Below are 20,940 nucleotides of genomic sequence, written 5' to 3'. Positions count from 1 at the left end.
CTGGGCCGTCCTTCAGGCCGCCATGCCGCTGTGGCGCAGCAGGGCGTCGATCGAGGGCTCGCGGCCACGGAAGGCCGTAAACGATACCAGCGCCGGGCGCGAACCGCCAACCGACAGGATTTCTTCCAGGTAGCGCTTGCCCGTAGCCGTGGATGCCTCTGGTCCCAGCGCCCTGGCTTCCTCGAAGGCGGCATAGGCGTCGGCGGACAGCACCTCGGCCCATTTGTAGCTGTAGTAGCCGGCCGCGTAGCCACCCGCAAAGATATGGCCGAACGAATTCTGGAAGCGGTTGAACGCGGGCGGGATGATCAGCGCGAATGTGGCGCGCACGCTGTCGATCAGCTGCTGCACGCTCTGGCCAGACCTTGCATCGTAGTCATAGTGCAGATGCATGTCGAGCAAGGAAAATTCGACCTGGCGCAGGGTCTGCAGGCCGGACTGGAAGTTTTTCGCCGCCAGCATCTTGTCATACAGCGCGCGCGGCAGCGGCTCGCCCGTCACACAGTGCGCCGTCATATGTTCGAGCACTTCCCATTCCCAGCAGAAGTTCTCCATGAATTGCGACGGCAGTTCCACCGCATCCCATTCGACGCCGGAAATACCGGATACGCCCAGTTCGTCGACGGCGGTCAGCATATGGTGCAGGCCATGGCCGAATTCATGGAACAGGGTGATCACTTCATCGTGGGTGAACAGGGCTGGCTGGGCCTTGCCATCGATCACGGCCGGTTCAGTAAAGTTGCAGGTAAGGTAGGCGATCGGGGTTTGCACGTGATTCGCGTCGGCGCGGCGGCCGCGCGCGTCGTCCATCCAGGCGCCGCCGCTTTTGCCGGCGCGCGCATACAGGTCCAGGTAGAACTGGCCGATCAGCTTGCCGTCGCGTTCGATGCGGTAGAAACGCACATCCTGGTGCCAGACCGCAGCCGTATCCGGCTTGATCTCGACCGTAAACAGATTCTGGATCTGGCGGAACAGGCCGTCGATCACCTTGTGTTCAGGGAAGTATTGTTTGACTTCCTGGGCCGAAAACGCATAACGGCGCTCCTGCAGCTTTTCGGACGCATACGGCACGTCCCACGCCTGCAGGTCTTCAATACCCAGTTCTTCCCGGGAGAATTGTTTCAGCTCGGCCAGGTCTTTCTCGGCATAAGGGCGCGCGCGTTTGGCCAGGTCTTCCAGAAAAGCGATGACCTGGTCGGGCGAGGTCGCCATTTTCGGCACCAGCGACACTTCGGCGAAATTGGCGTAGCCCAGCAGCTTGGCTTCTTCATCGCGCAGCTTCAACAGGGTGACGATGTTTTGCGTATTGTCCCAGTCTTCTTTCTTGCTGAACACCTCGCCCTGGTCCGAGGCCTTGGTGGCGTTGGCGCGGTAGATGGTTTCGCGCAACTCTCGCTTGTCGGCGAACTGCAGGATCGGAAAATAGGACGGGAAGTGCAGCGAGAACTCAAAGCCCTGCTTGCCCGCTTTTTCAGCGGCGGCGCGCGCGGCAGCCTTCACGTCGTCAGGGAGACCGGCCAGATCCGCTTCGTTGTCGACCAGCAGTTTGTAGTCATTGGTGGCATCGAGCACATTTTCGGAAAAGCGCGTCGAGACGGCCGCGTGTTCTTCCTGGATGGCGCCAAAGCGCTCTTTCTTGTCGTCGGGCAGCTCGGCGCCGCCCAGGCGGAAGTTGCGCACGGCGTTATCGACGATACGCCGGCGCGCCGGCGACAGGCCGGCGAAGGCGGCGCTGGCCTGCAGCTGCTTGTATTTGCCGAACAGGATTTCATTCTGGCCCAGCTCGGTCCAGAATTCCGTCACCTTGGGCTGGTTCGCATTGTAGGCGGCGCGCAGCTCGGGCGTATCGATCACGCTGTTGAGGTGGTTGACGATGCTCCAGGCGCGGCCCAGGGTTTCGCCGATCTGGTCGAGCGGCGTGACGAAGTTATCCCAGCTCACTTCTTCCATGGGCGCTTCAAGCTGCGCCACGGTGGCGCGGGCCTGGGCCAGAAGGGTGTCGATGGCAGGCGTGACATGCTCGTGCGTAATCGCGTCGAAGCGTGGCAGGCCGGAAAAATCAAGCAGGGGATTGGTGGTCATCGTCATTTCATCCATTCTGTTTTGCAGGCGGCGGCGCCGCCTGCACTAAATAGAGCGCCTGAAAAACGTTCAGGGCAAGGCGCATTGCCGAAGACAGTACGAATAGTACGGCGAGGCAATGCAACGCAGCCATGGGCGTTTTCTCAGGTGCTCCTCTTAAACGCGCTCGGCCGCTTCCACGGTGTTCATCAATAACATCGTGATGGTCATCGGGCCCACACCACCTGGCACGGGCGTGATATGCGAAGCGATCTCTTGCACACCAGCAAAGTCCACGTCGCCGCACAGCTTGCCGTTGTCGTCGCGGTTCATGCCGACGTCGATCACGATGGCGCCCGGGCGCACCATGTCGGCCGTCAGCGTGTTGCGGCGGCCGACGGCGGCCACGATCACGTCGGCGTTGCGCGTGTGATGGCCCAGATCCGGTGTCGCACTATGGCAGATGGTGACGGTGGCGTTCGCTTGCAAGAGCAGCAGCGCCATCGGCTTGCCAACCGTGTTGCTGCGGCCGATGACGACCGCATGCTTGCCGCGCAGGTCGACGCCGGTGCTTTCGATCAGCTTCATGCAGCCGTATGGGGTGCAGGGGCGAAAGCCCGGCAGGCCCGTCATCAGTTCGCCGGCGCTCAGCACCGAGTAACCGTCGACATCTTTGGTGGTGGCGATCGCTTCGATTACCTTGTGCGGGTTGATATGTTTGGGCAGCGGCATTTGCACCAGGATGCCGTGGATGGCCGGGTCCGCGTTCAGGCTGGCGATGCGCGCCAGCAAATCTGCTTCCGGCAAGTGCGCTTCATACTTTTCCAGCACCGAATGAAAACCCACGTCGCCACAGGCCTTGACCTTGTTGCGCACATAAACCTGGCTGGCCGGGTCTTCGCCGACCAGGATCACGGCCAGGCCGGGCTGGGTGCCCTTGGCGGTCAGGGCGGCGGCGCGGGTGGCGATTTCGCTGCGCAGTTTGTGGGAGAGGGCAATTCCGTCGATCAGTTGTGCTGGCATGGTAGTGGCTGGAAGCTGTTGGCAGGGAAAACCAGATTATAAAGCCGCTGGCGGCTGGCTGGCGGTTTTGGCGCCATGTTTGGTGCTTTGATCATGCTAATTTCCGGTCAGAATTTGCCGCAGTGCAGCATAAACCACAGAGGAGTATTTCATAATGTGAAATCATATATCGTAATTTGAAAAATACAAAATACACTGTTAGAATCCCCACACTCATCGACGTTAATAGTAAATAATCAGCGAAATACCGTCCGACAGCGATCCGGAAAAATCGGCGTGGGGCGCTCACAAAAGGAGACTCAACAGATGTCAGATCAATTGAACCAGGTAACGACACAGATCGGCGCCGACCCGGACATGCAGGAAACCAAGGAGTGGCTGGACGCACTCGAAGCGGTACTGGAAAATGAAGGGCCTGAACGCGCCCATTACCTGATGGAACGCATGGTCGACCTGGCGCGCCGCCGCGGCGCCCAGATTCCTTTCTCCAGCACCACTGCCTACGTCAACACCATCCCCACCAAACAAGAAGCACACTGCCCCGGCAACCTCGAATACGAAGAGCGCCTGCGTTCGTGGATGCGCTGGAACGCCATGGCCATGGTGGTCAAGGCCAACCGCGCCGACGGCGACCTGGGCGGCCACCTGTCGTCCTTCGCTTCGCTGGCCAACATGCTGGGCATCGGCTTCAACCACTTCTGGCATGCGCCAACGGCCGACCACGGCGGCGACCTGCTGTACATCCAGGGTCACTCCTCGCCGGGCGTCTACGCGCGCGCCTTCCTCGAAGGCCGTTTGAGCGAAGAGCAGATGCTGAACTTCCGCAAGGAAGTCGACGGCAAGGGCCTGTCCTCGTACCCGCACCCGAAACTGATGCCTGACTTCTGGCAGTTCCCGACCGTGTCGATGGGCCTGGGCCCGCACATGGCGATCTACCAGGCGCGCTTCCTGAAATACCTGCATGCACGCGGCATCGCCAAGACCGACAACCGCAAGATCTGGGCCTTCTGTGGCGACGGCGAGATGGACGAGCCGGAATCGCTGGGCGCGATCGGCCTGGCCGCACGCGACATGCTCGACAACCTGGTCATCGTGGTCAACTGCAACCTGCAGCGCCTGGACGGCCCGGTGCGCGGCAACACCAAGATCATCCAGGAACTCGAAGGCGAATTCCGCGGCGCCGGCTGGAACGTCGTCAAGGTCATCTGGGGTCCGGGCTGGGACGCCCTGCTGGCGCAAGACAAAGACGGCATCCTGCAGCGCGTGATGATGGAAACCGTCGACGGCGAATACCAGAACTACAAGGCCAAGGACGGCGCCTATGTGCGCAAGCACTTCTTCGGCAAGCATCCGAAGCTGCTGGAAATGGTTGCCAACATGAGCGACGACGACATCTGGCGCCTGACCCGTGGCGGCCACGATCCGCACAAGATCTACGCCGCCTTCAAGATCGCCCAGGAACACAAGGGCCAGCCGACCGTCCTGCTGGTAAAAACCGTCAAGGGCTACGGCATGGGCAAGTCCGGCGAAGCGCGCAACACGGCGCACCAGACGAAAAAACTGGACGACGAGGCGATCCGCGAAATGCGCGACCGCTTCTCGCTGCCGATCCCCGACGACCAGCTGGCCGATATTCCGTTCTTCAAGCCAGCCGACGATGCGCCGGAAATGGTCTACCTGCACGAGCGCCGCAAGGCCCTGGGCGGTTACCTGCCGCAGCGCCGCCAGAAGTCCGAAGAAACCCTGCCGGTGCCAGGCCTGGACGCATTCAAGAACGTGCTCGACGCCACTCCTGAAGGCCGTGAAATCTCGACCACGCAAGCCTTCGTGCGTGTCATTTCCACCCTGCTGAAAGACCCGAACCTGGGCCAGCGCGTGGTGCCTATCCTGGTCGATGAATCGCGTACCTTCGGCATGGAAGGCCTGTTCCGCCAGATCGGCATCTACAATCCGAAAGGCCAGCTGTACGAGCCGGTCGACAAGGACCAGGTGATGTACTACCGCGAAGACAAGGCCGGCCAGATCCTGCAAGAGGGCATCAACGAAGCGGGCGGCATGAGCTCGTGGATCGCTGCGGCGACGTCGTACTCGACCAACGACCGCATCATGATCCCGTTCTACACCTTCTACTCGATGTTCGGCTTCCAGCGCATCGGCGACCAGGTGTGGGCATCGGCCGACATGCGCGCCCGTGGCTTCCTGATGGGCGGCACCGCCGGCCGTACCACCCTGAACGGCGAAGGCCTGCAGCACGAAGATGGCCACAGCCATATTTTTGCCGCCACCATCCCGACCTGCATGCCGTACGACCCGACCTTCAGCCATGAAGTCGCCGTCATCATCCAGGACGGCCTGCGCCGCATGATCGCCAACCAGGAAGATGTGTTCTACTACATCACGATCATGAACGAGAACTACGCCCAGCCAGGCATCAAGCCAGGCCAGGAAGAAGGCATCCTGAAAGGCATGTACAAGCTGCAGGAAGGCAGTGCGGACGCCAAGCTGCGCGTGCAGCTGATCGGTTGCGGCACCATCCTGCGCGAATCGATCTTCGCCGCCGAACTGTTGCAAAACGACTGGGGCGTGGCCGCAGACGTCTGGTCGGCGCCATCGCTGACCCTGGTGGCCCGCGATGGCCAGGATGCCGAGCGCTGGAACATGGTCAACCCGTCGAAAGAGCAGCGCGTGCCGTACGTGACGTCGCTGTTGCAGGACACCGACGGCCCGATCGTCGCCACCACCGACTACATGCGCGCGTTTGCAGAACAGATCCGCGCCTTCATGCCGAAGGGCCGCACCTACAAGGTGCTGGGCACCGATGGCTTTGGCCGCTCGGACAGCCGCGCCAAGCTGCGCGAGTTCTTCGAAGTGAACCGTTATTATGTCACCGTCGCCGCCCTCAAATCGCTGGCCGACGAAGGCAAGATCGACGTGTCGGTAGTTGAGCAGGCGATCGCCAAGTACGGCATCGACGCCAACAAACCGAATCCGGTGACCAAGTAATCGTTGCGGACCCGGTCAGCCAGGGCGGTGCGCAAGCGCCGCCCTGGCGTGTCTGCGGGTCCATCTGACACATAAAATAACGGAGCAAGCTATGAGCATTGTGGAAGTCAAAGTCCCGGATATCGGCGATTTCAAGGAAGTCGAGATTATCGAATTGATGGTCAAGCCAGGCGACACGGTCAAGGTCGACCAGTCCCTGATCACGGTCGAATCGGACAAGGCCAGCATGGAAATTCCATCGAGCCACGCCGGTGTCGTCAAGGAATTGAAGGTCAATGTCGGCGACAAGATCGCCGAAGGTTCGCTGGTGCTGCTGCTGGAAGTGGCGGACGATGCGTCAGCACCTGCACCTGCACCTGCTGCCGCTGCGCAGGCTGCCGCACCTGCACCCGCTGCCGCGCCAGCGGCGGCCGCCAGCGCTGTCGCGCCGGCTCTGGTCGAAGTGACCGTGCCCGATATCGGCGACTTCAAGGAAGTCGAAGTCATCGAGCTGATGGTCAAGGTCGGCGACACCATCGCCGTCGAACAATCCTTGCTGACGGTCGAATCGGACAAGGCCAGCATGGAAATTCCATCGAGCCATGCCGGTGTCGTCAAGGAACTGAAGGTCAAGGTTGGCGACAAGGTGGCCAAGGGTAGTCTGGTGCTGGTGGTGGAAACCACCGGTGGTGGCGCTGCGCCTGCCGCCGCTCCCGCACAAGCTGCCGCCGCTCCTGCCGCAGCCACCGCTTCGGCTCCTGCTCCAGCCGCCGCACCGGCGCCTGCCGCTGCGCCGGCCGCCGCACCCGCAGCCCCTGTGAGCGGCAAGCTGGCGCACGCCTCGCCATCGATCCGCAAGTTCGCCCGTGAACTGGGCGTGGAACTGGCCCGCGTCGGCGGTTCCGGTCCGAAAGGCCGCATTACGCAGGAAGACGTGCAGAACTTTGTCAAGGGCGTAATGTCGGGCGCGGTTGCCTCGCCAGGCGCTGCCAGTGCACCGGTCGCTGCCAAGGGCGGTTCGGGCGTCGGCCTCGATCTGCTGCCATGGCCGTCGCTGGACTTTGCCAAATTCGGCGCCACCGAATTGCTGCCGCTGTCGCGCATCAAGAAAATCTCGGGCCCGAACCTGCACCGCAACTGGGTCATGATCCCGCACGTCACGCAGTTCGACGAAGCCGACGTCACCGACCTGGAAGCGTTCCGCGTCGACACCAACGCCGCCAATGCGAAAAACAAGGATGCCGCCAAGCTGACCATGCTGGCCTTCGTCATCAAGGCCTGCGTCGCGGCGCTGAAGAAATTCCCGGCGTTTAACTCGTCGCTGGACGCCAAGGGCGAAAACCTGATCCTCAAGCAGTACTACAACATCGGCTTTGCGGCCGACACGCCAAATGGCCTGGTGGTACCGGTGATCAAGAACGCCGACCAGAAATCGGTCTCGCAGATCGCCAGGGAAATGACCGAACTGTCGCTGCAGGCGCGCGAAGGCAAGCTCAAACCGGCCGACATGCAGGGCGCCAGCTTCACCATTTCGTCGCTGGGCGGCATCGGTGGCACGCATTTCACGCCTATCGTCAATGCCCCTGAAGTGGCGATCCTGGGCCTGTCGAAAGCGTCGATCAAGCCGGTATGGGATGGCAAGGCCTTCCAGCCACGCCTGATGATGGGCACCTCGCTGTCGTACGACCACCGCGTGGTCGATGGCGCGATGGGCGCGCGATTCTCGGTGTACCTCGGCGAAGTACTGGCCGACATGCGCAAAATTCTGCTGTAAGGAGCAACCATGAGCACAGTAGAGGTAAAAGTACCGAATATCGGCGACTTCAAGGAAGTCGAAGTGATCGAGCTGATGGTCAAGGTCGGCGACACCATCAAGGTCGACCAGTCTTTGATTACCGTGGAATCGGACAAGGCCAGCATGGAAATTCCTTCGACCCACGCCGGCGTGGTCAAGGAAGTGAAGGTCAAGGTCGGCGACAAGATCGCCGAAGGCAGCGCGCTGCTGGTGGTGGAAGCGACCGCTGGCGCCGCAGAAGCGCCAGCGGTGGCCCCTGCGGCGGCCCCGGCCCCGGCTCCTGCAGCTGCAGCTGCACCTGCGCCAGCCGCTGCCGCACCTGCGGTCGCGACCATCCCGGCAGGCAGCTACACCGGCCAGGTCGACATCAGCGTCGACATGATGGTGCTGGGCGGCGGTCCTGGCGGCTATTCGGCGGCCTTCCGCGCGGCCGATATGGGTTTGACCACGGTCATCGTCGAGCGTTATGCGACCCTGGGCGGCGTGTGCCTGAACGTCGGCTGCATCCCGTCGAAGGCGCTGCTGCACGTCGCGTCCGTGATCGACGAGACGGCGCACATGTCCAACACGGGCGTGACGTTTGCCAAGCCGACCATCGACATCGACCAGGTCCGCGCGTACAAGGAAGGCGTGATCAAGAACATGACGGGCGGCCTGGCCGGCATGGCCAAGGCGCGCAAGACGCAAGTGGTCACCGGCGTGGGCCAGTTCCTGTCCGCCAATCACATTGAAGTGACGGGCGCCGACGGCAGCAAAAAAGTGGTGCAGTTCAAGCAGGCCATTATCGCCGCCGGTTCGTCCGTGGTGAAACTGCCGTTCGTGCCGGAAGATCCGCGCATCGTCGATTCGACCGGCGCCCTGGAACTGCGCCAGATCCCGAAACGCATGCTGGTCATCGGCGGCGGCATTATCGGCCTGGAAATGGCGACCGTCTATTCGACTTTCGGTGCGCGCATCGACGTGGTTGAAATGATGGATGGCCTGATGCAGGGCGCCGACCGCGACGCCGTCAAGGTGTGGCAGAAGTTCAACGAGAAGCGCTTCGACAACATCATGACCAAGACCAAAACGGTTGCGGTGGAAGCGCTGCCCGAAGGCATCAAGGTCACGTTCGAAGCGGCTGAAGCGGGCGCTACCGCGCCGGCGCCGCAACTCTACGACCTGGTGCTGGTAGCTGTCGGCCGCAGCCCGAACGGCAAGAAGATCGCCGCCGACAAGGCCGGCGTGACGGTGACAGACCGCGGCTTTATCGAAGTGGACAGCCAGATGCGCACCAATGTGCCGAACATCTTCGCCATCGGCGACCTGGTCGGCCAGCCGATGCTGGCGCACAAGGCTGTCCATGAAGCCCACGTGGCGGCGGAAGCCGCAGCGGGCCAGAAATCGCACTTCGACGTCAAGGTGATTCCATCGGTCGCCTATACGGATCCGGAAGTGGCATGGGCCGGCATCACCGAAGACGAAGCGAAAGCCAAGGGCATCAAGGTCGAGAAGGGCCATTTCCCGTGGGCTGCTTCGGGCCGCGCCGTGGCCAACGGCCGCGCCGAAGGTTTCACCAAGCTGCTGTTCGACGCCGAAACCCACCGCATTATCGGTGGCACCATCGTCGGCACGCATGCTGGCGACATGATCGGCGAGATCGCCCTGGCGATCGAAATGGGCTGCGACGGCACCGACATCGGCAAGACCATCCATCCTCACCCGACCCTGGGCGAATCGATCGGCATGGCAGCGGAAGTCTACGAAGGCGTCTGCACCGACTTGCCGCCACCGCGCAAGCGTTGATCTCCAGGCTGTGAAGGCAAAAAACCCGCAAGCGATTGCGGGTTTTTTTATGATGTGCACGTGGATATACCTCGTCGGCGGCACCATCGTCGTCACCCACGCCGGCGACAGGTGAACGATGAAGCGGCGAGATCGCCCTGGCGATCGAAATGGGCTGCGACGGCACCGACATCGGCAAGACCATCCATCCTCACCCGACCCTGGGCGAATCGATCGGCAAGTGGACAAAAACTCGCCGAAGTCTATGAAGGCGTCTGCACCGACTTGCCGCCACCGCGCAAGCGTTGATGGCAATTTGGTAAACGTCAAAACCCCGCAAGCGATTGCGGGGTTTTTTTATTGCCGTTCCTCGCTGTCACTGACCTCGCGCAGCGACGCCGAGGCCGAACCGAAAAACAGAATGAGATACGCGTTCATCTCCAGCAGCTCTTCCATGAAGCCGGAATCCTGCGCCGAGAGCGACTCGAATTTCTTCTTGTCGAAGGGCCAGCCGGACGCCATCAGCAGGGCCGCGCAGACGGTGGTGATGATGACGGGGGTGGCCAGCAGTTGCCGGCGCAGGGCCCAGATGCGCTTGACGCGCGAGGCGAAGGTGACCAGGTAGATCACCCAGCAGCTCCAGCCGATGCCGCGCAGGATGTGCTCGGTCCAAGGCCAGAATTGTTTGCCTGGTACGCCAAAGTCACGGATCACCAGTTCACGCAGCAGGCAGGAATACATCAGCAGCGACAGGCCGGCGTGCAGCAGGAAGCCCACGCTTTTTCTGTCGAGTTTGCTGGCGCGCCAGCCATGCACGAGGCAGGCCAGCAGCAGGGCCACCGACTGAATGTTTTCCATCAGGTGGTTTTCATCGGCCAGGTGCGGGTCTTGGCCATAGCCGACCCAGCAGGCGAGCGAGAGGGTGGCCAGGAAGCCGAGCAGGATGGCTACACGCGGTGCGCGGTGGCTGGCAGGAATGCCGAGTGTATTAATTAACATTATTTTATATTTACAACATTGAGTAGACGATAACTATACACGGGTTCGCGCGCCCACACTTTTGCTGGGTGAAAATTGGTGAGTATTGCTTCAAGGAAAAATGGGACAATAGGTTTCCGAAGCGATGTTTCGCTGTGCCTGGCCAGGACGGTGTGCATGCTCCTTGTGCGTCCGCAGTCAAGCCTGGCTGTGCCGAGAAAGTAGTGCAACGATGAAAAAATTTACCGCCCTCCATCTCGCCGACGTGCGCCTGCGCCGTAGCGACGAGCAAATCCATGCCCCCGTGCTGCATGCCCTGTACCAGGACCTGGTCGCCCTGCGCGATGCGGGCAAGCAGATCGATGCGATCTTCCTGACGGGTGAACTGGTGGCGCCCGACGCCTGCGCCGCCACCACGCCCGGCTATGTTTATGAATACCTGCTGCGGCCGCTGTTGCAGGCTGCCAGCGCACCGGGCGCGCGCTTTTACCTGCTGCCTGGCAGCCGTGGGCAGGGCGCCATGAACGTTGCCAAGGGGCATACTGGCGTGAGTTTTTTTTCTGCCGGTGACCCGGCGTCCAACGAACAGCGCGCGCTGTACAAGAATATCCACGCCGTCTTCCATGGCAACCGCCATACGGGCGACAGCAGTTCCCTGATGAAGTCGCTTGGCATCCTGTACCAGAGCTGCCCGGCCAGCCTGTATGGCGGCCCGGTGCAGCGCGCGGCCTATGCCCTGCTGGAATTCGACATGGATGCGCCCGCTGCGCAATGGACGGTGGCCCTGCGCGAATTTGACGAGGCCGACAAGGATTTCGCGCTGTCGGTGCTGTACACCCCGCCTGGCCGGGACCCGGCCGAACGCGATGCCGCCCAGGTGTTTGCCACCTTGCTGCCGCGCCTGGCATCTGACGGCGCTTACCTGAACGGCCTGCTGGGCAAGCCGACGCTGGCGCAACAGCCTGCGTCCGGCGACCCGCTGGCGGCGCGCGAGTTCCTGATCGAACTCGCTTTCGTGCTGTTCGAGGCCAGGGCATTGTTTCTGGCGCACGATGAAATGGAACGCTTCGCCGGCGACTATTGCGCCGTCAAGGGCTGGGACCTGTCGGCGCGGCAATGGCTGGCACCGTTGTATGAGCAGGGGTTGCTGCTGCGGGCCGACGGCCAGGTGGTGTTTGCCCACGACTATTTCCGCGCCTATTTTCTGGCGCAGCGCTTTGAAACGTCGTTCGGCCTGATGCCATATGGCCCCGAGCGGCGCGATGGCGCGGCCAATGCGCCACGGCTGGACGGTGTGTCGGCGGCCCGGCCTTTTCTCGACGCGCTCGGTCTCGATGGCGAACGCTGCCAGGCGCCCGCGCCGCATCAGGAAGCCTGCAGCCGTTCCTGATCAGCTTGGGGCATCCTGCAAGGTGCCGCGCAGGAACAGGTCCAGCCTTGCCGCCACCAGCTGGCGCAACTGCGCCGCCTCGGGCGGGGCCGGCGGCATGAACAGCAGGCGCGACAACTGGTCGCCCATCAGGCAGTTCAGCAGATGCATGGACAGCAGCTCCGGCGTCAGGCCTGGCCGGAACAGCGGCGCGATATCGGGCCGGCTGAAAAAACGGGTCAGCGTCTCGCGCGTCCGGCCCGGTCCCACCTTGTAGAACGTTTCCGCCAGTTCAGGATGGTTGGCCGCCTCGGCGATCACCATGCGGTTCAGGTGAATCGCCGCCGGCATGGTGATCAATTGCGTGAACAGCAGGCCGAACTCGGTCAGGATGGCCGGCAGCGCACGCATGTCGGTTTCCAGCGCCGGCATGGTGGAAAAGTAGGCCGCGCGCTTCTGTTCCACCACTGCATTGAACAGGCCCGATTTGCCGCCAAACTTCACATAGATGGTGCGCACTGCCACATGGGCCTGGCGCGCGATCATCTCCAGGCTGACCTTGCCATAGCCCTTTTCCAGAAACAGGCAGCCTGCCGTCTGCAGCAGGTTTTCCGCGCGCGCCTCCATGTCGGCGGCGCGTGGCCGGCCGGCGCTCTTGCCGCAGCCGCCGTGTTCCAGAGTGTCATGGTCGGCCATTTCGGCAGGGTCGATGGGGAATGTGTCGCGAAGGCCTGGCTCGGACATGGTCTGGGTCTCGTGGATGGTAAGTAATGGCTGACACTGTAAGGCAAATTAAAATGAAATGCAATCGTTTCATTTCTTGACAAGCGGATTTGTTTGTCCAATAATGAACCTATATCATTTCATTTTGGAGCGCAGCATGCCCACCCCGTCCCGTTCCGCCGAGCCATCCGGCACCGTCCCGCCAGCAGGTCCCGTGGCCGCCCGTATTGCTCCTGCACCCGCGCCAGTTGCCGCTCCCGACGCGCCGAATCACCGCGTCAAGATTATCGCCGGCCTGATCGTGCTGGTCGCCCTGGGCGCCGGCGCCCGCATGTGGTACCGCAGTCATTATTTCGTGGAAACGGAAAATGCCTATGTGGCCGGCCACGTGCACCCGGTGTCGTCGCGCATTTCAGGCGTGGTCACCAAGGTCTTCATCGATGACAATCAGATTGTCAAAGAGGGCGACGTGATCGCCGAACTCGATCCGTTTGACCAGCGCGTGAAGACCGAGCAGATCGCTGCCCAGATCGCCAGCGCCGAGCAGCAGGTGCTGCAGGCCGACGCGCAGATCGCGCAAGTCAAGGCGCAAGCGAGCGCGGCCCAGGCGCAGGTGGCCCAGGCCGACGCCCAGTTGCTGCGCACGAAACAAGACGCCGAGCGTTACGGCCAGCTGTACACCAGCCAGATGAAAGCCGTATCGAAAGCGGAACTGGACGCAGCCAACGCGGCCCGTTCGGGCGCCGTGGCCGACCTGGCCGCCCGCCGTGACAGCGTGGTGGCCGCCAAGGCGCAGATCGGTGCGGCGCAAGCTGCGCGCGACGTGGCCAAGGCGCAGGTCGATGTGTTGCGCGTGCAACTGAAAGACGCCGAACAGCAGTTGCAATACAACCGCATCCTGGCCCCCGTTGCCGGGCGCATCGGCAAGCGCAACGTGGAAACCGGCATGCGCGTGCAACCTGGCCAGCAACTGACGGCCATCGTGCAGGACAATGTTTGGGTGACCGCCAACTTCAAGGAAACCCAGCTGGCCAACCTGCGCCCTGGCCAGAGCGTGCAGGTGTCGGTTGACGCCATGCCGGGCAAGACACTGGTCGGCACCGTGGACAGTTTCGCGCCGGCCTCGGGCGCCCAGTTCGCACTGCTGCCGGCCGATAACGCCACCGGCAACTTCACCAAGATCGTGCAGCGCGTGCCGGTGAAGATCGTGTTCCAGCCGCAGGATATCAAGGCCATGAACGGCCGCCTGGTGCCGGGCATGTCGGTGGTGGCCGAAGTGGAAGTCAACCAGCCTGACGCGCAAGCTGCACAGCCTGCGAGCCACGCCGCCGCACCCGCGAACGCTGCCCGCTAACGTCCCATGAGCAGCCCCACCACCACGCTGGCGAAACCGCCAGCCTTTCCCGTGCTCGACGACAAGGTCTCCGGGCGTACCTGGCTGGCGGTCGCCGCCGGCATGCTGGGCGCCTTCATGGCGGTGCTCGACATCCAGATCACCAACTCTTCGCTCAAGGATATCCTGGGCTCGCTGTCGGCTACCCAGGAAGAAGGTTCGTGGATTTCCACCGCCTACCTGGTGGCCGAGATCATCGTCATTCCGCTCACGGCGCTGCTGGCGCGCGTGTTCGGCATCCGCAGCTACATGATCGGCACCACCGCGTTTTTCCTGCTGTTCTCCACCCTGTGCGGTGCGGCCTGGAACCTGGAAAGCATGATCGTGTTCCGCATGCTGCAAGGCTTTACGGGCGGCGCCCTGATCCCGATGGCGTTCACGCTGGTGATGCTCAAGCTGCCGGCCTCGAAGCGCGCCACCGGCATGGCCATCTTTGGCCTGACCGCCACGCTGGCGCCGGCGATGGGGCCGACCCTGGGCGGTTACCTGTCCGAGCTGTATGGCTGGCCGTCGATCTTCTATATCAACTGGGTACCGGGCGCGCTGCTGATCGTCGGCATGATCTATGGCCTGGACCGCGAGCCGAGCAACCTCAAATTGTTCTGGAAGGCCGACTGGCTGGGCATTTTCTTCATGGCCCTCGGTCTCGGTTGCCTGACGATTTTCCTGGAAGAGGGCAATTCCAAGGACTGGTTCGACTCCGGCTTCATCATCGCCTTTGCCGCGCTGGCCCTGACGGGCATCCTGGGCTGGGTGGTCACCAGCGCCACGCGCGCCGAACCGTTCGTCAACCTGGGGCTGTATGGCCAGCGCAACTTCCTGGTCGCCACTGTGCTGTCGGCCGTGACCGGCATGGGCCTGTACGGCTCGGCCTTTCTGCTGCCGCTGTTCCTGGGCCAGATCGCCGGCTACTCGCCGATGCAGATCGGTGAAGTCATCATGTGGGTGGGCTTGCCGCAGCTGTTCATCATGCCGTTTGTCGCCAAGCTGTCCTCCACCGTTGACAACCGCATCCTGTGCTCGATCGGCCTGCTGCTGTTTGGCGGCTCCTGCCTGATGAACGCCTATATGGACGCCAGCACCGGTTACGACCAGTTGCTGTGGTCGCAGGTGGTGCGCGCGCTGGGCCAGCCTTTCGTGATGCTGACCTTGTCGAACTTCGCCATGAAGGGCATCGGGCCGAAAGACATGGCGTCGGCCTCGAGCCTGTTCAACATGACGCGCAACCTCGGCGGCTCGGTCGGCATTGCGCTCTTGGCCACGGCGCTCAGCACCCGCGAGCACTTTCACTCGCAGCGCCTGGGCGAAGCGGTCAACGCGTTTTCCAGCGCCACGCAATTGCGCATCGACCAGCTGACGTCCTCGTTCATGGCCAAGGGTTTCGATCCGGTCACGGCCGGCAAGCAGGCCTTGCAGGCGATCGACGGCATCGTGCGGCGCGAAGCGTATGTGATGGCGTACAACGACGGCTTCTTTCTGGTCGGCGCGATTCTGATCGCCTGTATCGTGCCGCTATGGCTGGCCGACAAACTCAAAGCCCCCGGTGGCGGTGGCGGCGGACATTGATTGTCCATTGCGACGACCGCGCCCATTCAAGAACAAGAAGGTAGACATCATGAACACAGTTATGACCAAATTCGCCGCAGTCGCCTCGCTGGCCGTGCTGCTCTCGGCCTGCGGCACCGTGGGCCAGGACTTCAAGGCGCCCGCCAACGTGGCCGGCATCGATACCGCCACCTTCCGCCATGCTAACGGCAGCACTGACGCAGCGCAGTTGCCGGCCGACTGGTGGCGCGTGTTCGGCGACGACACGCTCAGCGGCCTGGAGCAAAGCGCGCTGCGCGACAACCCGGGCGTGAAAGCGGCCGGCGAACGCCTGCTGCAGGCGCTGGCGCAAAGCGGCACGGCGCGCGCCAACCAGGGTTTGAACGTCAACCTGAGCACCGGCATGTCGAATGCGCGCACCTCGGCCAATACCTCGCAGGGCCTGGCGCTGGGCCACCGTTCGATCAGCGGCAACAATTTCTCGGTCGGCGGCTCGCTGTCGTATGAGCTCGATTTGCTGGGCCGCGTAAAACGCCTGGTCGAAGCGGCCGACGCGCAGGTACTCGCATCGCAGGCGGACCGCGACGGCGTGCTGCAGATGCTGTCGGCGCAAGTGGCCAGCAACTACTGGCAGCTGCGCGGGCTGGACGCGGAAATGACGATCCTCAACGGCGCCTTGGGTACCCGCCGCGAATCGCTGCAACTGGTCGAGGCGCGCTTCAACGCGGGCCTGACCAATGAGCTGGACCTGGCGCGCGCCAGGGTCGAACTGCAAAACGCGCAGGCCGACCTGCACGAGGTGCAACGCCAGCGCAACGGGCTGGAAAACAGCCTGGCGACCCTGACCGGCAAGGCGCCGGCGGCGCTGCAACTGCCTTTGGCCGGCGACCCGGCCGCCTTGCCGCAGCCGCCCGCGATTCCCGTCGGCCTGCCGGCAACGTTGCTGTCGCACCGTCCGGACCTGGTGTCGAGCGTGGCGGGCCTGCGCGCGCTCAATGCGCAGGTGGGCGTGGCCGAAGGCGCGTTTTATCCGTCGCTGCAGTTGACGGGCAATTTCGGCTATGCCTCGGAAAAGCTGCGCGACCTGGCGCAGGGCGGTTCGCGCCAGTTCAGCGTGGGGCCATTGGCGCTGTCGCTGCCGATCTTCGACGGTGGCCGCAATCAGGCCAACCTCGACTTGTCGAAGGCGCGCTACAACGAAGCGCTGGCCAACCATGAAACGAAGCTGCTGACGGCCTTGCGCGAAGTGGAAGACGCCCTGTCGGACGTGGAGCAGCGTCAGTTGCAGGGCGACGCCCAGGCCCTGTCGCAGCAGGCGGCGGCGCGCGCCTACCTGGTGGCGCGCACGCGCTACGAGCGCGGCGTGTCGAACTACCTCGACGTGACCGACGCCCAGCGCAGCTCGCTGGCGGCCGACCGCGCCGCCGTGCAGATCAAGACCCAGCGCCTGCTGGCGACCGTGGCCGTGGCCCGCGCGCTGGGCGCGGGCTGGCAGCCGCAGGGCGACCTGGCCAAGTTCGCAGTGTCGCACTGAGGCTCCCAAGGTCCACTGTTTACGTGAGCGTGGCCGGCGGCGGTGGCGCCGCCGGCCCGTAGCGTTGGTAAAATTAATTTTCCATCATGCATTTTAAATTTCTATAATGCACTTTTTTAGATCGCCATGCGGCAGGGTAAAAATTGTGATAAATTAACTTTATTTCCAAAATTCAACATTAATTTAATGGTGAATTTAATAACTTTCGTGAATGGATGGATATGCAAAGCACTAAAATCAGCACCCGGCTTTATACGGGATTTGGCCTGGTCCTGCTGCTGCTGATCATCGTTACGGCGCTCGGCATCAACCGCGTGCAAAAGATCGACGCCATCCTGACCGGTATCAGCGACGTCAACAACGTCAAGCAGCGCCATGCGATCAATTTCCGCGGCAGCGTGCATGACCGCGCAATCGCCTTGCGCGACGTGGTGCTGGCGGCCGACGCCGCTGCGGCCAAACCGGAAATTGCCCGCATCGAAACGCTGGCCGCCAACTACGCACAGGCGGCCGCGCCGCTGGACCAGATCATCGGCGGCAAGGACGTGACGGAGGCTGAGCGTACGGCCCTGGCCACCATCAAGGCCAGCGAAGCGAAGGCCCAGCCGATTATCGCCAAGGTGATTCAATTGCGCCTGGCCGATGACGTGGCCGGCGCCACCGCCTTGCTGCAGCAGCAGGGCGCGGCGGCCTTTACGGGCTGGCTGGCGTCGGTCAACCAGTTGATCGACCTGGAAGAAAAGATGAGCCGCGAACAGGCAGACAGCGCCAGCCATGTGGCGCGCAGCTTCTTCTTCTTCATGGTGCTGCTGTGCCTGGGCGCGATCGCCATCGGCACGGCCGCCGCCTGGCGCATCAGCCATAGCCTGCTGCGCCAGCTCGGTGGCGAACCGGGCTATGCAGCCGCCATCGCCGGCGAAATTGCCGCCGGCAACCTGGCGGTCAATATCGCCACCGGGCCGAACGACCGCGCCAGCCTGCTATACGCCATGCGCGGCATGCGCGACAGCCTGGTGACCATCGTCAGCCAGGTGCGCGCCGGCACGCAGACCATCGCCACCAATTCGCGCGAGATCGCGGCCGGCAACCTGGACTTGTCGAACCGCACGGAACAGCAGGCCGGTTCGATCGAGGAAACCGCCACCTCGATGGAGCAGTTGACGGGCACCGTCAAGCAGAACGCCGAGCACGCGATCGAGGCGAATCAGTTGGCCGTGTCCGCTTCCGGCGTGGCCGTCAAGGGTGGCGCCGTGGTGGCGCAGGTGGTGCAGACCATGGCCGCCATCAACGAGTCGTCGAAAAAGATTGTCGATATTATCGGCGTGATCGACGGCATCGCCTTCCAGACCAATATCCTGGCCTTGAATGCCGCCGTGGAAGCGGCGCGTGCCGGCGAGCAGGGCCGCGGCTTTGCCGTGGTCGCCACCGAAGTGCGCAGCCTGGCCCAGCGTTCCAGCCAGGCCGCCAAGGAAATCAAGTCGCTGATCGATGACTCCGTCGAGCGCGTCGGCACCGGTGCGCGCCTCGTCGATGAAGCGGGCGCGACCATGCAGGACATCGTCGACAGCGTCAAGCGCGTGACCGACATCATGGGCGAAATCAGCGTTGCCACGCGCGAGCAGTCGTCGGGCATCGAACAGGTCAACCAGGCGATCGGCCTGATGGACCAGGTGGTGCAGCAGAATGCGGCGCTGGTGGAAGAGTCGGCCTCGGCCGCCGCCTCGCTGGAAGAGCAGGCGGGCAGCCTGTCGCAGGTGGTCAGCATCTTCAAGCTCGATCATGCGCAAGTGCAAGTGCAGGTGCAGGCGCCAGCGCCAGCGCCGGTACGCAAGGCGGCGATGGCGGTCAGCAAGCCGGCAGTCAAGGCGCCAATCAAGGCGCAACCCAAGCGAGCAGCCCAACCCGCGCCGAAAAAGCTGGCGCCCAAGGCGCCGGCCAATGATGAGTGGGAAGAGTTTTAAGCGGCGCTCGGCTCGCATACAACGGAGACCTCACCATAGTCTTGCCGGGGTCCCCATGAAACACTTTCTGTTCCCGCTGCTGATGGCCGCCGCCAGGGTCAAACAATAAACAGTTGAAACAGCCACTGTGATCACACTTGGAAGCCGGCCATTGCGCCGGTTTTTTTTTCGCAAAAGTTGCTACTTTTTCCTTGTGGAAACGTTTTTCCGGTTTACTCTGCAATATCGATGCTCTCCCCTGATGACTGTGTCTGCCATGCTGAAACTGTTGCCGCTGTTGAGTCTGGTTCTATTCTCCGTTCCCGCGATGGCCGCTTCCTCCTTGAACCCGCTGGAGATGCGCTGGCTGAAAGCGGCCGCGCCGGTGGTCAACTATGCGCGTGAGCAGGGCTTGCCGCTCGATATCGTGGTCCAGCCCCAGGACGCGCCCGGCAGCGTGCCGCTGGCGCTCGGTTTCGACGGCGGGCGCTGCAAGCTGGTGCTGTCAATGCGCGGCAATGCCCAGGCGGAAACGGCGCTGCAGGGCGTGCCGTCCGCAAGCCAGGACCTGATGATCGCCACCATGGCGGCGCATGAGATCGGCCACTGCCAGCGCCATGCGCAGGGCGACTGGCATGCCTTGCCACGCGGCTTTGTCGAGCGCGGCGCTATCGACGGCGATGTGCGGGAGCAAGGCCAGACGCGCCGCGAGGAGGGGTATGCCGACCTGGTGGCGCTGGCCTGGGTCCATGCGCGCCATATTGATGATTACCAGGACGTGCTGGCCTGGCTGGGTTCGCTGCGCCAGGCCGGCGGCTCGCACGACACCCGGGCCTGGCTGGCGCTGGCTGGCGACAGCGCGGTGTTTGACACGGCGCAAACACCGTTCAGGCAGGCCGAGCTGCTATGGCGCCAGGGGCTGGAAGGTCGATAGTTGCTGCTCCGGAAGACTGAACTGGGTGCGCTGTCGCACAGAGGTTTGCGCGCGACCGGGGTTTAATCGTGGCATCAACCAAACCGCGAGGACCCATCATGAACAAAATGCTCTCCTTCGTGCTGGCCGCCAGCGCCAGTGCCCTGCTTGCCGCTGCACCGGCCCATGCGCAAGATACGTCGTACAAGGCCCTGACCGACCAGGCGGCGGCGACTTACAAGCAAGCCAGGGCCGCCTGTGACGGCCAGGCCGGCAATGCCAAAAAAGTCTGCATGGAAGAAGCCAAGGTCGCCCGCGCCAAGGCCGAGTCCGATGCCGTGGCCCAGCACCGCAATACCCCGCGCGAGCTATCGAAGGCCCGCAAGGATATCGCCAATGCCGAATATGACCTGGCCAAGGCCCAGTGCGGCGAGCGCAGCGGCGCCGACAAGACCACCTGCATGACCGACGCCAAGGCCCGGCAGCGCGCCGCCCTGGCCGACGCCAGCACGGGCGCCGCCGCCGGCACCAACGTGGCGCAGAACCCGTCGCCTGCCAGGGGCGAAAATTGCGACGCCATGGATGCGGCCGACAAAGCCGCCTGCATGACGCGCAATGCCGCCGGCAGCACCAAAAATGTGGTGGCCGACACGGTCATTACCACCAAGATCAAGGCCGATCTGGTCAAGGATGACGACCTGAAAGCGATGGACGTACACGTGGAAACCGTCAACGGCGTCGTCATGCTGAGCGGCTTCGTGCCTTCGCAGGCGCAGGTGCAGAAAGCCGCCGACCTGGCGCGCAGCGTGGAAGGAGTGACCGATGTGAAGAATGGCTTGAAGGTGAAATAAGGCCATCGCTCCTGGCCTGCACGGCGGCAGCGTAAAAAACTGCCGCTTTAATTTGATTGTATTAAGTAT

General features: G+C 62.9%; 14 protein-coding genes and 1 pseudogene. 11 read left to right on the top strand and 4 right to left on the bottom strand.

Annotated elements, in window-relative coordinates; translation table 11 throughout:
- Positions 1 to 12 precede the first annotated feature (12 nt).
- Positions 13 to 2,082, bottom strand: coding sequence for a M3 family metallopeptidase (locus CD932_RS05100; RefSeq protein ID WP_094443464.1), 2,070 nt, complete (start codon positions 2,080 to 2,082; stop codon positions 13 to 15).
- 156 nt (positions 2,083 to 2,238) lie between these two features.
- Positions 2,239 to 3,084 (bottom strand): bifunctional methylenetetrahydrofolate dehydrogenase/methenyltetrahydrofolate cyclohydrolase FolD, encoded by an 846-nt coding sequence (folD, locus tag CD932_RS05095; RefSeq protein ID WP_094441684.1) that lies wholly within the window; start codon positions 3,082 to 3,084, stop codon positions 2,239 to 2,241.
- A 306-nt stretch (positions 3,085 to 3,390) separates the two neighbouring features.
- On the opposite strand from folD, the gene aceE reads away from it, so the two are divergent.
- The 4 genes and pseudogenes from aceE to CD932_RS29260 form a co-directional block, all read left to right on the top strand.
- Complete coding sequence (gene aceE, locus CD932_RS05090; protein WP_094441683.1) at positions 3,391 to 6,087, top strand: pyruvate dehydrogenase (acetyl-transferring), homodimeric type; 2,697 nt, start codon at positions 3,391 to 3,393, stop codon at positions 6,085 to 6,087.
- Positions 6,088 to 6,178: 91 nt separating this feature from the next.
- A complete protein-coding gene (aceF, locus tag CD932_RS05085) occupies positions 6,179 to 7,840 on the top strand; it encodes a dihydrolipoyllysine-residue acetyltransferase (protein ID WP_094441682.1) in 1,662 nt (553 codons plus the stop codon).
- A 9-nt stretch (positions 7,841 to 7,849) separates the two neighbouring features.
- Positions 7,850 to 9,646, top strand: a complete 1,797-nt coding sequence (gene lpdA / locus CD932_RS05080) for a dihydrolipoyl dehydrogenase (protein ID WP_094441681.1) — start codon at positions 7,850 to 7,852, stop codon at positions 9,644 to 9,646.
- 70 nt (positions 9,647 to 9,716) lie between these two features.
- A pseudogene (locus CD932_RS29260) lies at positions 9,717 to 9,934 on the top strand (dihydrolipoyl dehydrogenase); the annotation flags it as partial.
- A gap of 48 nt (positions 9,935 to 9,982) precedes the next feature.
- Here the strand turns inward: CD932_RS29260 and CD932_RS05075 are convergent.
- Positions 9,983 to 10,624 carry a hypothetical protein gene (locus tag CD932_RS05075; protein ID WP_094441680.1) on the bottom strand — a complete coding sequence of 214 codons (642 nt, stop codon included), beginning with the start codon at positions 10,622 to 10,624 and terminating at the stop codon, positions 9,983 to 9,985.
- A 211-nt stretch (positions 10,625 to 10,835) separates the two neighbouring features.
- Between CD932_RS05075 and CD932_RS05070 the strand changes: the two genes are divergently transcribed.
- Complete coding sequence (locus CD932_RS05070) at positions 10,836 to 11,993, top strand: hypothetical protein (protein WP_094441679.1); 1,158 nt, start codon at positions 10,836 to 10,838, stop codon at positions 11,991 to 11,993.
- On the opposite strand, the gene CD932_RS05065 is transcribed toward CD932_RS05070, so the two are convergent.
- A complete protein-coding gene (locus CD932_RS05065; RefSeq protein WP_094441678.1) occupies positions 11,994 to 12,716 on the bottom strand; it encodes a TetR/AcrR family transcriptional regulator in 723 nt (240 codons plus the stop codon).
- Positions 12,717 to 12,852: 136 nt separating this feature from the next.
- Between CD932_RS05065 and CD932_RS05060 the strand changes: the two genes are divergently transcribed.
- From CD932_RS05060 to CD932_RS05035, 6 genes are all read left to right on the top strand, one after another.
- A complete protein-coding gene (locus CD932_RS05060) occupies positions 12,853 to 14,049 on the top strand; it encodes an HlyD family secretion protein (protein WP_094443463.1) in 1,197 nt (398 codons plus the stop codon).
- 6 nt (positions 14,050 to 14,055) lie between these two features.
- Entirely contained in the window at positions 14,056 to 15,654 is a 1,599-nt protein-coding gene (locus tag CD932_RS05055) for a DHA2 family efflux MFS transporter permease subunit (RefSeq protein ID WP_094441677.1), read from the top strand.
- 49 nt (positions 15,655 to 15,703) lie between these two features.
- Positions 15,704 to 17,167 (top strand): efflux transporter outer membrane subunit, encoded by a 1,464-nt coding sequence (locus CD932_RS05050; RefSeq protein ID WP_254926464.1) that lies wholly within the window; start codon positions 15,704 to 15,706, stop codon positions 17,165 to 17,167.
- A 221-nt stretch (positions 17,168 to 17,388) separates the two neighbouring features.
- Positions 17,389 to 19,128 carry a methyl-accepting chemotaxis protein gene (locus tag CD932_RS05045; protein WP_369679808.1) on the top strand — a complete coding sequence of 580 codons (1,740 nt, stop codon included), beginning with the start codon at positions 17,389 to 17,391 and terminating at the stop codon, positions 19,126 to 19,128.
- A 256-nt stretch (positions 19,129 to 19,384) separates the two neighbouring features.
- Positions 19,385 to 20,041 (top strand): hypothetical protein, encoded by a 657-nt coding sequence (locus tag CD932_RS05040; RefSeq protein WP_094441674.1) that lies wholly within the window; start codon positions 19,385 to 19,387, stop codon positions 20,039 to 20,041.
- Between the two features lie 98 nt (positions 20,042 to 20,139).
- Positions 20,140 to 20,871 carry a BON domain-containing protein gene (locus tag CD932_RS05035; RefSeq protein WP_094441673.1) on the top strand — a complete coding sequence of 244 codons (732 nt, stop codon included), beginning with the start codon at positions 20,140 to 20,142 and terminating at the stop codon, positions 20,869 to 20,871.
- The last annotated feature ends 69 nt before the right edge of the window (positions 20,872 to 20,940 follow it).

The organism is Janthinobacterium sp. PC23-8 (genome assembly GCF_002250505.1).
Classification (GTDB): Bacteria; Pseudomonadota; Gammaproteobacteria; order Burkholderiales; family Burkholderiaceae_D; genus Janthinobacterium.
Note: the sequence above shows the minus strand (reverse complement) of the source record. Positions and strands in the feature narration are given on the sequence as shown.